The organism is Paenibacillus sp. WC2504, from assembly GCF_052682475.1.
In genome coordinates this window covers 5,197,270-5,211,100 of the sequence record NZ_JBQZFH010000001.1, presented here as the reverse complement: position 1 = coordinate 5,211,100, position 13,831 = coordinate 5,197,270, and the positions used below count along the sequence as shown (strand labels likewise).

Below are 13,831 nucleotides of genomic sequence, written 5' to 3'. Positions count from 1 at the left end.
ATAATTTAGTTATCTTAAGTGCTAAATCATCTAGGGAGTGAGCCATTCTGCAGCCTTTTTTCGTGATTGAAAATGTACATAAGAACCATCCAAACGGAGGGGGAACTCCACTTTTTAAACAAATCAGTGTGGTTGTAAGGCCAAAAGATGTTATAGCGATCCAGGGGCCATCCGGGCAAGGGAAGAGTACGTTATTACGGGTTTTAGCCGCATTAGACACCATTCAGAGTGGTCGTATATCCTTGCTTGGACGTCCTGTTGACAGCTGGGGACCATGCGAATGGCGGAAACGGGTATGCTATGTGCCTCAACAACCGGCCATGCTGCCGAAGACCGTGGAAGACAATTTAGCTTTGGTGAGCAAGCTCCATCAGCGCAAGTTTGATCAGCCTCTGGCAAAGAGATTAATGGATGAGGTTGGGCTGGGGGACCTTAGCTGGTCTCAGAATCCTGCGGAGTTGTCCGGCGGACAAAAACAACGGGTTCAGCTTGTTCGTTCCCTGTTATTGGGATCGGATATTCTTTTACTCGATGAAGCGACCTCAGCGCTGGATGCCCAGAGCAAGCAAGCGGTGGAGTCGATGCTGATGAGATGGAAAGAAGAAAGGGGAACGGCGCTTGTTTGGGTGACCCATGAGCAGGAGCAGGCTGAGCGAGTGGCCAATCGGTTTTGGTATTTGGAGAATGGGGACTTATCAGAAACAGTGAAAAAGGACGAGTTAACTTCTTTTTCCCTTGATCAAGGGGGAGTGGAGTAATTATGTCAGCAGTTGCTTTGGGCTTTACGCTAACTTTTATCATGATTACGATGGTTTTATCCAGATGGCAAAAACTGGGGCTTGAAAAAGACATTGCATGGGGAACCATTCGTGGTGCTTTACAGCTTCTATTCATAGGCTACGTGCTTCATTTTGTTTTCCAAACCGAACATTTGGGACTTATTATAGGAATTATTGCGGTAATGATCATGATAGCTACACAAAATGCGGGGAAACGAGCAAAAGGGTTAAAAGGAATCCATTGGCGAATAGCAGCAGCAATTGCCATAACGGAAATTCTAACGATGGGATTGATGCTCGGCCTCCAAATTATCAAACCAACGACGCAATTCATCATTCCTATAAGCGGGATGACAATTGGAAGTTCCATGATTGTCTGCGGTCTGTTTTTGAACCAGATGAATCGTGAAGTAGGGTCCTCCCGCGACATGATTGATGCCCTTCTTGCATTGGGAGCAACACCGAAACAGGCCATCCAACAAGCACTTCAGCGTTCTGTTAAGGCTAGTATGATTCCTACGATTGACGGGATGAAGACGGTTGGATTAGTTCAGTTACCCGGAATGATGACAGGCATGATTATTGCAGGTTCGAGTCCAATTGAAGCGGTGAGGTATCAAATTTTGATTTTGTTTGCGTTCACGGCTTCGGCAGCAATGACAGGAATTATTTTAAGTATTTTGAGCTACAAATTATGGTTTACCAAAGAGATGACGTTAAAGTAAGGAAAGGTTATTTCCCGGGGAATCCCAATGAAAAAAGCGTCCGAATCCATTCGGGCGCTTCCTGTATTCTCATATTAATTTAAGGCCACTAATTAATACCAGGCTGGCAATAATCGTCCGCAGGACGTTGGTCGGAGCCTTGGTGGCTAGCATGCTGCCGATTAGTACGCCAGGAATTGAGCCAAGTAGAAGGTTGATAACGAGTGTGTAATTGACATTCCCCATGCTGGCGTGCAAAATACCTGCTGTCGTTGCCAGAAAAAATGCATGTGCGATATCTGTTCCGACAAGTTGTGCTGGAGCCATGCGGAAGAAGTAAAGCATGGCAATGGCATATAAGGAGCCGGAACCGATGGAGGTTATGCCTACGATGAATCCAAGAACCGCGCCGATGGTGATGGTCAGACCGCGTTTCTCTTCCAAGCTTTTGAGCTGCCAACGGTTTTCTTTGATCTTATGGCCGAAGAAAACTTTGAACAAGGTGGCAAAGGCAACCAGAATCAAGACGTAGCCGAGCGCGTGTTTAATAATGACTTCTTGATTATTATAAAACGAGTTGAACAATTTCAGGAAGATTACCGCGACGATGACGCCGGGAATGCTGCCCATAGCTAACATTTTGACGAGCTTAAAATCAATCGTTTTCTGCCGCCAATGCTGAATGGTGCCGAAAAGCTTCGTGATGGAATTATAAAGCAGGTCTGTTCCGACGGCAATAGAAGGATGAATACCGATTAGGATCAAGATGGGGGTGAGCAGCGAAGCTCCGCCAACACCGGTTAATCCAACCAAAAAACCAACAATTACACCCATAAACAAAATACTCAAAGTCATGTAGTCATGTCCCCTGTTCAATTACCCACTATTTCAATTGGATTAATTTTATTATATGCATTAGCCATATGTAAAGAATTTTTTTGCAGGCAGTAGTTTCGAGCCATAGCAACCAAATCTCTAATCACGCTATTCATTAGATAGCGAATCAGTTACAATATATGGATGTGACTAAGAAGACAGCATAAGGAGGTACATAAGAAAAATGATGAGTAGTAACCGAAGCAATCGAACGACGGTTATGGTCAGCATCGTACTTGCGATGCTAGTGGCGTCTATGGATGCGACCATAGCCAATACGACGATGCCGATCATTGTGAAGGAAATTGGCGGTAGTGACCTGTTCGCCTGGGCATTTACCTCGTATATGGTACTCTCTACCGTACTTGCTCCGCTAGCAGGCCGGTTATCCGATTTATTTGGTCGGAAAAAGATCTATGCCGCAGGCATCCTTTTATTTCTTGGAGGGTCTGTTCTTTGCGGTTTATCCCAGAGCATGCTCCAGTTGATCCTGTTTAGAGCCATCCAAGGGATTGGCGCAGGCGTGATGATGCCGTTTCCAGCGATCATTGCAGGAGATATATATCCCGTGGAGCAGCGTGGGAAAGTGCAGGCCTTTTTCACAGCGATGTGGGGGCTGGCGGCTGTATTAGCACCGTTATTAGGGACATTTTTTGTGACTTATTTGAGCTGGCGATGGATATTCTTCGTTAATATTCCGATTTGTTTGGTCTCGCTACTAGCTTTGAAGCCGTATAAAGAAGTCTATCAAGCGAAGAAATCTGTGGTGGATTACGGCGGGGCCGTGCTGTTCGCCTTGGGGATCTCGCTGCTGCTCCTCACGACAACGGTTGAGCAATACAAAGCTATTTACGGGGTATTAGGCGTAGTATGTATGGTGGCCTTTTTCTTCTATGAGAAAAGGCATAGCGCGCCGATTGTTCCTTTGAACCTGCTTCGAAATCGGCCTGTGGCCATTATGATTGCGGTCTCGTTCATCTCCTGCGCAGCGCTATTCGGGACTTCAAGTTTTATACCGCTATATTTGCAAAATCAAGGTTATTCGCTATTTGTGAGTGGGATTGCTCTGCTTGGTACGTCCATTGGTTGGATGGTGGTTGCTGTTCCAAGCGGGAAATGGGTGCTTAAATATGGTTACAAACCGCTGCTGATCATTGGGAACGGTTTGCTCTTGGTAACGGCAATCATGCTTTATTTTATGGGGGAAAAAACAGCTTATTGGTACTCATTTGCGACGATGACGATGCTCGGACTTGCCTATGGGCTTATCTTTACGGTTTCAACGATTGGTTCGCAGCAGCTTGTTGAGGCGCACCAGAAAGGGATATCTACTTCACTGCAGCTGTTCGCCCGTAATATTGGCACGGCAGTGAGCGTGACCATCATGGGGGCGATATTGACGAAAGCGACTGCTTTTTACATCGGCTTCCATGGTATGTTCGTCTTTGGCTTCATTGTCTGCTTAATCTCCATGTTCATCCCATTTATGATTCAATCCACGTCCAAACAGGCGGCTTAAGCCGGGAATAACGAGAATGACCGAAGAGCCTGAGGTAGTCCCTCAGGTTCTTCGTGTTGGTAAGGATGAGTCAGGAAGCAGAAGCTGAAGCTGAACGCTTCTGATTCGTTATGTCCCGAATTGTTGCTGCAAACATCATCTTGCCTTTGAATTGGAAGCCGGTGATGGTGATCTCAGCTGGAAATTCGGAACGGTCTGCACGGTAGGCCGCCATTTCCATTCGCTTGCCGAGCAAAGCGGCATCTTGCCGTGATAACTGCTGAAACAAAGAAGCGGCGGCTTCGCCATTTCGATCAAAAGGAAATAGAAAATCAAAGACGGTTAACGTCAAAGCTTGTTTGCGGGTATAACCGAATGCAGCGGATGTTGCCGGATTACAATCGATGATCCACCCTCGGCTGTTAAACACCATGATGCAGTCGATGCTTATATCCAGTAAAGAAGCTTTCAGAGCAAATTGTTCGGCAACCTTCTGATCGATTTTCATGGAATAAAACAAGTTGATGGAGAGAAAAATGATCGTTCCAAAAGCAATTAACAAGGCGAGAACATAACTGTCCATGCTCGTACGATAATGTTCAGTAAGCAGGCTGCTATCTGAATATGTTATTTTCGCCGCAGACATCCCGAGGTAATGCATACCAGTCAGGATTAAGCTGAGGACAAATCCACTGGTGACGATTGCTTTTTGCTTAGCGTAGTTGGATAGATATAAAGCTGATATGGATGCTATGATAGCTATTAGTATAGTAAGGATAAATGGAAGAGGCGCATAGCGAATTTCCACTTGATTGAGGGCGCTCATATTCATGAAATGCATGCCGGCTATCGACAATCCCATAAATGTGCCGCCGAGTAGAAATTTCGGAAATTCGAGTGCGGCGAAGTACATAACCGTAAAGCCGGTGATGGAGCCAATTACAGCGATAGCCAGAGATGTAAATAAGGTTGACATATCGAAACTCTTAACTGCCAGATAGGGACAGGCCAATATCGCGATAAAATGCATGGACCAGATGCCTAGCGCTAAGGTTGAAGCACTGCTTAGAATCCATAATTTTTGCTGCCAGGGACTGGAGTCGGCAATTCTTTGGGTCAATTTCAGACTAGTACAAGAAGCTAACAGAACAACGACGAATGCTAGAAAAATGAGGTACAAACTATAGGGATGAGCTTCTGCAAGATGCATATCCGATTCCTCTCATAGATTGATGGTGTGCCAGTCTGTGGTGGTTTTATTATAGTTGTCAGTCAGTGACGTGTATATAGCGGTTAATGTTAATTAAAATCGAATAGTGTCGAAATACACTAAATCTTGATATAGGGAGAAGGAAGCGCTGGTGAACAAAGAGAACGCGATTCGTGGCATTATTTTTGATATGGATAATACCCTTCTTCAATCACATATTGATTTTCCAGCGATGAAACAGGCAGTTGCCCGTTTTTTAATTCAAGAGGGGCTATTATCGCGGGAGTTTGCGATTGACTCGCATACTACTTCAACCATTCTTGCCCATGTCAAAGAAGCGGGTGCATCGGATGAAGTATTGGCAGCCGCCTTGCAGATTGCTGAGGGATTTGAGCTTCAAGGCATGGAGGGGGCGGGTCTTGAGCCGGATGCGCAGGAGCTTTTGGATAAGCTTCAGGGAACTTATACGCTTGCGCTTGTGACCAATAACTCTTACGCAGCCGCTATCAAAGCGTTGGAAATCACGGGAATCAAAGAGCGATTTGATTTGATTGTCGGAAGGGAACAGATGGATGCGATGAAACCGTCTCCCTCAGGAAACTTGTTTGTGTTGAGACATTTTCCGGCAATTGCAGCGAATAATTGGATTTCTGTCGGTGATTCTTGGATTGACGGCCAAGCCGCTAGGGAAGCAAGAATTCCTTTTATAAGTTATGGCAGTGGCGTGCCGTTGATAGTGGAAAAAGGCGTTAAACCAGCAGCTCAGATTGACAAGCTGTTAAGTCTGTTAGATTATGTATAGATTACAGATGAACAAGAGAAAGAAGTGATCGTAAGTGTTAATGGATGTAAAGTCCCGCCTTCAAGAGAATCTTATACAGGAACTGCTCAGCTACAGCGTCTTTCCTGATCCAGATGTATTGGAGGAGACGATTAAAAGATATGAAACGGATTCGAATATGTGGCTTTACGGGTATGAATCAGAAGGCATACTTGTCGGCATTATCGGGTTTCGAATCAATGATGAGCAGGAAATGACGATTCAACATCTGGCGGTTGAACCTCATAGCAGAGGAGCCGGATTCGGGCGGGGCATCATTCTCGAAATCATTGAAGAGATGCACCCTGTTAGAATCGTGGCGGAGACGGATGAGGAAACCGTTCAATTTTACCGGAGCATCGGCTTCGTGATTCGCAGTCTTGGCGAGAAATACCCTGGTGTTGAGCGGTTTTTATGCACGTATGAGATTGAACCGGAAGATGAATAGCGATAGCTGAAAAGGTTGGTCAGGATGAATCCTGGCCGGCCTTTTTTTGTGCGGTAACTTCATTTTAACGCCGATTTCTCCTGCTATTCTCCACAGTTGATCCTCCGTTTTCCAATTAGCTGGAATTTATGTCTTAATTCCGAGAAAGCTGGCAGATTTCGTGTATTTATCGCGATTTAGCTGGAGTTTCTGCAGCTACTTCGTTACACTGCGACGATGATGCCGTGAATAACGGTAGATTTTCCATTTATGTAAGCTAAGTCCTAAGGCAGCTCATGGATCAACCATTCACCGAACAAATACTCTCACTTCGCGGCACCAAGTTCTCACAGGGATTCAGTAACACAGGGATAAGAGCCCAAGCCAAAAGTAAATGTCATGTTAGATAGCATTTTGCATATATTGTTGTAGGCTGTTGTGTTATTTGGCTAGTGATGAAAGCGATTTCCACATGTCATTTAAGTGACGATTTTCACAATGATGACAAGCATTGCGGGTGTTTTGTCAAACAGTGTCATACAAGATTCCGAAAGAAACAGGAGGGTGCAGAAATGCTGCATATCGTAGTGTGTATCAAGCAGGTACCTGACTCTAGAGAAATTCGCATTGACCCGAAAAATAACACGTTAATTCGTCAAGGCGTTCCCAGCATTGTGAATTTTTACGATATGCATGGGCTGGAAGAGGCGCTTCGCATCAAAGATGAAACCGGGGCAAGAGTGACCGTTGTGACCATGGGACCGCCTCCCGCTGAGAAAGGCCTGAAGGAGTGCATTTCGCTTGGCGCCGATGATGCCGTCCTCGTAACGGACCGCGGTTTTGCTGGAGCGGACACGCTGGCTACTTCCTATGTCGTGGCACGGACGATTCGTAAAATCGCCGAGACGTGGGGGCCGGTGGATATTGTTTTTTGCGGGAAACAAACACTGGATGGCGACACGGGTCAGGTCGGGCCAGGGGTCGCTTGCCGATTGGATTTGGAGCAGCTCACGTATGTGAACAAAGTGGTGGATGTCGATGAACAAAATCGCAAAGTTCGCGTGCACCGACTTTTGGAAGACGGTATTGAAGTGGTTGAGACAAGCATGCCTGTATTGATTACAGCGCTGAAGGAGCTGAACAAGGTTCGAAGGGCATCGCTGCCAGGCATGATTCGAGCCGCGCGTTACAAGCCGACTGTGTGGACGACTGCGGATTTTCCAGATTTGGAACGGGCGAAAATCGGTCTCAAAGGCTCCCCGACAATCGTTGCAAAGACATGGGTGCCTGAAGTGAAGGCTGTTAAAACCAATATGATCGCCTATGAATCGCCGGAAGCGGCGGCTGCGCAGCTCGCTGATCAACTGATGAGCAAGGAAATGCAGACGCTGCTTGAATGGGCTTAGGGAAAACCGGAAGAGATGCAAGAGCAAAGTGAACTGTAAGGAACATGTAACGAATGGAGGAAGTCACTATGGCCAATGAACAAACGACGGAGCAGGCCGAAGCGGGAATGCCCGATTGGTCCGCTTATCGGGGAGTATTAATCGTTGTGGAGCAGCGGGACGGAGTAGCGAAAAAAGTGTCATGGCAGCTGCTGGGCGAAGGCAAGAAGCTGGCAGCGAAGCTGGACGCGCCGCTCATGGCGCTCGTCATCGGCGAAGATGTAGCGCACCTCGCCGATGAAGCCGTGCACTACGGCGCGGACCGGGTGTACCTCTGCGAAGCGCCAGAGCTTCGCACGTACCGAACCCGGCCCTACAGCCGGGTCTGTTTGAAGCTGATCGAGGAGGCGAAGCCCGAGATCGTGCTGTTCGGCGCGACAGCAACGGGCCGAGATCTGGCAGGCGCCATCGCGACGCACCTGCCGACGGGTCTGACGGCCGACACGACGCAGCTCGACGTGGAGCCGCCTCCGTCGCGGCTGCTGCTGGCCAGCCGGCCGGCTTTTTCCGAGAAGATGATGGCCACCATCCTCTGTAAGCAGTACCGGCCGCAGATGGCGACGGCGCGGGCCGGGGTGTTTCAGGCGCTGCCGAAGGACACGGCGCGCCAAGGCGAAATCATCGCCATCGAGGCGGCGATGCGGGAGGAAGAGATTGCCGCACAGGTGCTGGACTTCCTGCACGAAACGGGCAAGCTGAATCTCGAGGACGCCGAGATTATTGTGGCCGGGGGCCGCGGACTAGGCGGCCCTGAGCCCTTCGGGCTGCTCGCCGAGCTGGCGGAGGCGCTCGGCGGTGTCGTTGGCGCATCCCGCGCGGCGGTGGATGCGGGCTGGATCGGGCATGAGCACCAGGTTGGGCAGACCGGTGCGACCGTGCGGCCGAAGCTGTACTTCGCCATCGGCATCTCTGGCGCTGTGCAGCATACTGTCGGCATGAGCAACGCGGACGTTGTCGTCGCCATTAACAAAGACGAGAAGGCGCCTATTTTCCAATTTGCCCACTACGGGATGGTAGGCGATCTGTTTAAACTGGTTCCGGCGATAACACAAGAGGTGAAAAAACGCCGTACGCTGTTTGGCAAACCCGCTGCCGATACAACCGCTTCCGTACCAACGCTGGAAAGGAGTGAGGCCAAATGAATGAAAAGTTTGATGCGATCGTCGTTGGCGGGGGTCCAGCCGGTGCTGCAGCAGCGCTAACCATGGCGCGAGCCGGGTTATCTGTTGTACTTCTGGAACGGGGGGAGTTTCCCGGTGCCAAAAACATTTTCGGCGGCGTCCTCTACCGGAAGCAAATTGAGGAGCTCGTTCCCGAGTTTTGGAAAGAGAAGAACTTTCCGATGGAACGGTACATTGTGGAGCAGCGCATTTGGATGATGGGCAAAGAATCGATGGTCACGTTCGGTCACCGAAATGAGGCGTACAAAGAGCCTTACAACTGTTTCACCGGTCTGCGAGTCAAATTTGATCAATGGTTTGCCGATAAAGCGGTTGCCGCCGGAGCCATCCCTGTGTATGAAACCGTTGCGCTGGATGTCATTCGTGAAGGCGATAAGGTTGTTGGGGTTAAAACGGATCGGGATGACGGCGATTTGTATGCCGACGTTGTCGTGATTGCCGATGGCGTCAATTCTTTGCTCGGAAAAGCTATGGGCATTCATAAGGAATGGACGCCGGACCAAGTGTCGCTTGCCGTGAAAGAAGTGATTGCGCTGCCCAAAGAGAAAATCGAGGACCGCTTCGGGCTGGAAGGCGACGAGGGTGTGACGATTGAATTTATGGGCGAAACTTCACTTGGCATGGCGGGGATGGGTTTCCTTTATACGAACAAAGACACGATTTCCTTAGGTGTGGGCGTGATGGTCAACCATTTGCGCGATAAAAAAGTGAAGCCCTATGCCGTTCTAGACGCGGTTAAACAGCATCCTATGATTCGCAAGCTGATACAAGGGGGAGAAACGAAAGAGTACTCCGGGCATTTGATTCCGGAAGGCGGCTTTCACTCCATTCCTCCGCTCTCGGGCAACGGCTGGTGCGTCTGCGGGGATGCTGCGCAGCTCATCAATTTCGTCCATCGGGAAGGTACGAATTTGGCGATGACTTCCGGCCGGTTGGCAGGCGAGGCCATTGTGGAGGCCAAAGGGCGCGGAGATTACACCGCCGCTTCGCTGCAGGCCTACGATCAAAAAATACGCGAATCCTTTGTGCACAAAGATTTGCAAAAGTATAAGGGCATGCATCAGTTCCTGAAGGAGCAGGACCCTGAACTTCTGTTTGATAAGCTGCCAAGAGCACTGAATGAAGCTGCTTACAACATGTTCCTGGTAGATGGCATTGCCAAAGCGGATAAGCAGAAAATGGCCATGAAGCTGATTAAAAACGCGGCAGGCGGCACTGTGAACTTGATGAAGCTGGGCTACAAGGGATGGAGGGCGATGAACGGATGAGTCAAAGCGACATTTCCGATAAGCTGTTTACGATCCGTTATAAATGCGACGACAAGTCACACCTCGTCATTAAAGACAAACAAACTTGCTTGAGTTGTGTGACCAAGGATTGCAACTACTTTTGTCCGTCTGATGTGTATGAATGGGAAAAGAAACTCAAGATTACGACTGTCGCCTTTGAGAACTGCATTGAATGCGGAACCTGCCGAATTGCCTGTCCGTCGCACAACATTGATTGGGTTTACCCCAAAGGTGGGTACGGCATGACGTATAAATACGGCTAAATGGAAGGATTTATGGAAGGGAGCAGGGCTTTTGAGCCCTTGCTCCTTTTTTCTGCGATTAGGGAATACTATAGCAAAACTACATTTCTCCATATGTAAGTGTACAATCTCCATAGTGCGGATTGGCAAAGAATAAGATAATAAGGAGCAGGAGGGATATTATGCAGATAACTTTTGAACAGACACAAGGTATTTTCCATTTAAAAAACAGCCAGATGAGTTATGTGATTCAGCTTGTCCAGAATGCCTACCCGGCACATGTCTACTGGGGTCGCCCCATCCGGTCCGGGCAATTGGCCGACCATTTTACAATTTCATGAAAGATGTTCGTTCTCTCCGAACCCGGTTCCGGAAGATCGCAGCATCTCTTTCGATACGTTACCGCAGGAATATCCGGCCTATGGAACAAGTGACTTTCGGGAGCCTGCTTATCAAGTTGCGCTTTCGAACGGGTCCACGATTACTGAACTTATCTATGATAAACATCGAATCTACGCAGGCAAGCCTACTTTAGAAGGTTTGCCGGCTACGTATACAGAGCATGAGGACGAAGCACAAACGCTTGAGTTGGAATTAGTGGATGCGTTGATTGGTCTACGCGTCATTCTTTCTTACACCATCTTTGACCAGCATGCGGCATTGACCAGATCCGTGCGTTTCGTGAACGAAGGCACTGCTGATTTGAAGCTGCTTCGTGCACTTAGTATGAGCGTTGATTATTCGCATAGCGAATTTGATCTGCTGCAGCTTTCAGGTAGTTGGGTGAGAGAGCGGCATATAGAACGCAGGGCGCTTGCTCCCGGCAAATTGACCGTAGAAAGCCGCCGCGGATCCAGCAGCCATCAGCATAACCCATTCATTGCATTGCTCGCCAAAGAAGCTGGCGAAGACCATGGGGATGTATACGGGTTTAGCCTCGTGTACAGCGGAAATTTTGCCGCTCATGCCGAAGTAGAACCGTATGGGAATACACGTATTTCCATGGGGATTAATCCGTTTGACTTCTCTTGGCTGCTTGAGCCTGGACAAGCTTTTCAGACGCCTGAAGCCGTTATGGTTTACTCCAGCTCCGGTTTAGGGGAAATGTCCAGGTCTTATCACAAACTGTACCGTACCCGCCTATGTCGTGGAGAGTTCCGTGACCGTACTAGACCAGTGCTCGTGAATAACTGGGAAGCGACGTACTTCCAATTTAACGCGGATAAAATCGAAAGCATCGCCAAAGCGGGCAAGGATCTTGGGATCGAGTTGTTCGTTCTTGACGATGGCTGGTTTGGCAAAAGAGACAGCGACAATAGCTCTCTAGGCGATTGGTTCGTCGATAAAGCGAAGCTGCCGAATGGGCTGGAAGATTTGGTTGCCAGAGTAAATGGCATGGGGCTTCAATTCGGACTCTGGTTTGAGCCGGAGATGGTGTCTCCGAACAGCGAACTGTACCGGAAACATCCGGATTGGTGCTTGCACGTGCCGAACCGCCGCCGTACAGAGGGCCGGCAGCAATTGATTCTGGACTTTTCGCGCAAGGATGTTTGTGAGGCCATCTTGGGGATGCTTCGCAACATCCTGAGCAGCAGCCCCATTACTTATGTCAAATGGGACATGAACCGCAATATGACGGAAATCGGCTCTGCTGCGCTGCCGCCTGAACGTCAAAGGGAAACGGCTCATCGTTATATCCTAGGGCTATATCGCGTTCTAGAATCATTAACGAAAGAATTTCCGCATATTTTGTTTGAAAGCTGTTCTGGTGGTGGAGGCCGCTTCGACCCTGGCATGCTTTATTATATGCCGCAAACGTGGACGAGCGATAACACCGATGCCGTCTCCCGCTTGAAAATTCAATACGGCACGAGCATCGTCTATCCGATTAGCTCGATGGGTGCGCACGTATCCGCTGTTCCGAATCACCAGGTGCACCGCGAAACCTCGCTGAAGATGCGCGGTGATGTGGCGATGTCCGGCAACTTCGGTTACGAGTTGGATCTCACCCGTTTCACGGATGAGGAGAAAGAGATTGTCAAACAGCAAATCGCGGACTACAAAGAAATTCGCCCGCTCGTCCAATTCGGCGACTTGTATCGTCTGTTAAGTCCCTTCGAGGGCAACGAAACGGCTTGGATGATCGTCTCTGAAGATAAAAAACAAGCGCTGGTCGGCTACTTCCGCGTGTTGGCAGAACCAAACGCACCACTCAAATCGCTGCGGTTAAAAGGGCTTAACCCTGACTTCGACTACCGCATTGCTGGCAAGGAAGAGGAGTATCCTGGCGATCACTTGCTTTACGCCGGTCTTCCCGTCAACGATTTGCGCGGAGATTTCCAAAGTAAAATATGGGTACTGCAGGCATCTTCTCAATGATCCTATTTTCCGCTATGATTAGTCTATTACATAAATAGACTGATCATGGAAGGGAGATTACTGCGATATGTTGAAGCGGCCTGGGAAAGATGAATACGCGCCATATTATGAACAGTACATCAGCAAAGTGACTGACGAGGAATACGAGGTGTTCTTAGACCGTCAACGCGATGAAATCCTTGCATTATTTGGGGATATTGACGAGGAGAAGGCACGATATCGCTATGCCCCGGGGAAATGGAGCTTGAAAGAAGTATTAGGGCATATTACGGACACTGAGCGGGTGATGAGCTACCGGATGCTGCGCATTTCTCGCGGAGATTCGACGCTACTACCCGGGTTTGATCAGGACGTCTTTGTTGCGAATACTTCGTTCGACGAACTGTCTATCGAGGATCTATTGAATGATTTCAAAGCGGTTCGGCAGGCGACCTTAACACTTCGCCGAACGATTGCAGATTCCGCTTGGTCGCGCCAGGCGAACGTCAGCACGTTTGACATCACTGCACGAGGTCTAGCCTACGTGATTGCCGGTCATGCAGAACACCATCTAACCATTGTGAAAGAACGATATTTATAGAAAAAAAGAGTTTGTCAGGGAAACACCCTCGACAAACTCTTTTTTTAATATAGGGATAAAGCCAACGAATCGCGTTCATTAAATGAATGGAGAATCGCTTCACAGCCAACGATTTCGATGCTGATGATCGACTCCAAACATTTCTTAATGGTGGCTCTGCCTTTAGTAACTTTCGCTTCAAGAGCGGATTTCAATAGGTTGAATTTCTTTTTATTTTTCTCATCGGAGTAGACAGGCACGGGTTTGTTATGAATCGTAATAAACATTTTCATAGATTTTCACCATCCTAGGAATTGGATATACATCAAGCATATATGAGGATTATTAATTTAACCTTAAAATAGTTTTACAATTTTGAAACAAACTTGCATTTCATGTATATATGTTAAAACTATTCAAAA

General features: G+C 48.3%; 13 protein-coding genes and 1 pseudogene. 11 read left to right on the top strand and 3 right to left on the bottom strand.

Annotated elements, in window-relative coordinates; translation table 11 throughout:
* The first annotated feature begins 62 nt into the window (after positions 1-62).
* Both ACUN27_RS23720 and ACUN27_RS23715 read left to right on the top strand, forming a co-directional pair.
* Positions 63-758 carry an ABC transporter ATP-binding protein gene (locus ACUN27_RS23720; RefSeq protein ID WP_315949091.1) on the top strand — a complete coding sequence of 232 codons (696 nt, stop codon included), beginning with the start codon at positions 63-65 and terminating at the stop codon, positions 756-758.
* A 2-nt stretch (positions 759-760) separates the two neighbouring features.
* A complete protein-coding gene (locus tag ACUN27_RS23715) occupies positions 761-1,504 on the top strand; it encodes an ABC transporter permease (protein WP_315949092.1) in 744 nt (247 codons plus the stop codon).
* 69 nt (positions 1,505-1,573) lie between these two features.
* Here the strand turns inward: ACUN27_RS23715 and ACUN27_RS23710 are convergent, their stop codons facing one another.
* The gene (locus ACUN27_RS23710; protein ID WP_315949093.1) at positions 1,574-2,338 is read right to left on the bottom strand and encodes a sulfite exporter TauE/SafE family protein; all 765 of its coding nucleotides are present in this window, start codon (positions 2,336-2,338) and stop codon (positions 1,574-1,576) included.
* A gap of 205 nt (positions 2,339-2,543) precedes the next feature.
* Between ACUN27_RS23710 and ACUN27_RS23705 the strand changes: the two genes are divergently transcribed.
* Complete coding sequence (locus ACUN27_RS23705) at positions 2,544-3,878, top strand: MFS transporter (protein ID WP_315949094.1); 1,335 nt, start codon at positions 2,544-2,546, stop codon at positions 3,876-3,878.
* 70 nt (positions 3,879-3,948) lie between these two features.
* On the opposite strand, the gene ACUN27_RS23700 is transcribed toward ACUN27_RS23705, so the two are convergent.
* Positions 3,949-5,067 (bottom strand): MHYT domain-containing protein, encoded by a 1,119-nt coding sequence (locus ACUN27_RS23700; protein ID WP_315949095.1) that lies wholly within the window; start codon positions 5,065-5,067, stop codon positions 3,949-3,951.
* 151 nt (positions 5,068-5,218) lie between these two features.
* On the opposite strand from ACUN27_RS23700, the gene ACUN27_RS23695 reads away from it, so the two are divergent.
* From ACUN27_RS23695 to ACUN27_RS23660, 8 genes and pseudogenes are all read left to right on the top strand, one after another.
* On the top strand, positions 5,219-5,869 hold the full coding sequence (locus ACUN27_RS23695) for an HAD family hydrolase (protein ID WP_315949096.1): 651 nt from the start codon (positions 5,219-5,221) through the stop codon (positions 5,867-5,869).
* 40 nt (positions 5,870-5,909) lie between these two features.
* Complete coding sequence (locus ACUN27_RS23690) at positions 5,910-6,335, top strand: GNAT family N-acetyltransferase (RefSeq protein ID WP_315949097.1); 426 nt, start codon at positions 5,910-5,912, stop codon at positions 6,333-6,335.
* 551 nt (positions 6,336-6,886) lie between these two features.
* Positions 6,887-7,720: an electron transfer flavoprotein subunit beta/FixA family protein gene (locus ACUN27_RS23685; protein WP_445559664.1), complete on the top strand. Its 834-nt coding sequence runs from the start codon at positions 6,887-6,889 to the stop codon at positions 7,718-7,720.
* 68 nt (positions 7,721-7,788) lie between these two features.
* A complete protein-coding gene (locus ACUN27_RS23680) occupies positions 7,789-8,901 on the top strand; it encodes an electron transfer flavoprotein subunit alpha/FixB family protein (RefSeq protein WP_315949100.1) in 1,113 nt (370 codons plus the stop codon).
* Positions 8,898-10,208, top strand: coding sequence for an FAD-dependent oxidoreductase (locus ACUN27_RS23675; RefSeq protein WP_181646549.1), 1,311 nt, complete (start codon positions 8,898-8,900; stop codon positions 10,206-10,208). Before ACUN27_RS23680 ends, ACUN27_RS23675 begins: the two co-directional genes overlap by 4 nt.
* A complete protein-coding gene (locus ACUN27_RS23670; protein ID WP_315949102.1) occupies positions 10,205-10,492 on the top strand; it encodes a ferredoxin family protein in 288 nt (95 codons plus the stop codon). Before ACUN27_RS23675 ends, ACUN27_RS23670 begins: the two co-directional genes overlap by 4 nt.
* A gap of 161 nt (positions 10,493-10,653) precedes the next feature.
* Positions 10,654-12,850, top strand: a pseudogene (locus ACUN27_RS23665) (alpha-galactosidase).
* Positions 12,851-12,917: 67 nt separating this feature from the next.
* The gene (locus tag ACUN27_RS23660; RefSeq protein ID WP_315949104.1) at positions 12,918-13,430 is read left to right on the top strand and encodes a DinB family protein; all 513 of its coding nucleotides are present in this window, start codon (positions 12,918-12,920) and stop codon (positions 13,428-13,430) included.
* A gap of 44 nt (positions 13,431-13,474) precedes the next feature.
* Here the strand turns inward: ACUN27_RS23660 and ACUN27_RS23655 are convergent, their stop codons facing one another.
* The gene (locus ACUN27_RS23655; RefSeq protein WP_127449564.1) at positions 13,475-13,702 is read right to left on the bottom strand and encodes a 3-dehydroquinate dehydratase; all 228 of its coding nucleotides are present in this window, start codon (positions 13,700-13,702) and stop codon (positions 13,475-13,477) included.
* Positions 13,703-13,831: the final 129 nt, after the last annotated feature.

Coding starts and splice junctions, on each gene's coding strand:
- ACUN27_RS23690 (WP_315949097.1), top strand. CDS start 5,910: ATGGATGTAAAGTCCCGCCTTCAAGAGAATCTTATACAGGAACTGCTC.
- ACUN27_RS23680 (WP_315949100.1), top strand. CDS start 7,789: ATGGCCAATGAACAAACGACGGAGCAGGCCGAAGCGGGAATGCCCGAT.
- ACUN27_RS23655 (WP_127449564.1), bottom strand. CDS start 13,702: ATGAAAATGTTTATTACGATTCATAACAAACCCGTGCCTGTCTACTCC.
- ACUN27_RS23705 (WP_315949094.1), top strand. CDS start 2,544: ATGATGAGTAGTAACCGAAGCAATCGAACGACGGTTATGGTCAGCATC.
- ACUN27_RS23675 (WP_181646549.1), top strand. CDS start 8,898: ATGAATGAAAAGTTTGATGCGATCGTCGTTGGCGGGGGTCCAGCCGGT.
- ACUN27_RS23685 (WP_445559664.1), top strand. CDS start 6,887: ATGCTGCATATCGTAGTGTGTATCAAGCAGGTACCTGACTCTAGAGAA.
- ACUN27_RS23715 (WP_315949092.1), top strand. CDS start 761: ATGTCAGCAGTTGCTTTGGGCTTTACGCTAACTTTTATCATGATTACG.
- ACUN27_RS23700 (WP_315949095.1), bottom strand. CDS start 5,067: ATGCATCTTGCAGAAGCTCATCCCTATAGTTTGTACCTCATTTTTCTA.
- ACUN27_RS23710 (WP_315949093.1), bottom strand. CDS start 2,338: ATGACTTTGAGTATTTTGTTTATGGGTGTAATTGTTGGTTTTTTGGTT.
- ACUN27_RS23660 (WP_315949104.1), top strand. CDS start 12,918: ATGTTGAAGCGGCCTGGGAAAGATGAATACGCGCCATATTATGAACAG.
- ACUN27_RS23670 (WP_315949102.1), top strand. CDS start 10,205: ATGAGTCAAAGCGACATTTCCGATAAGCTGTTTACGATCCGTTATAAA.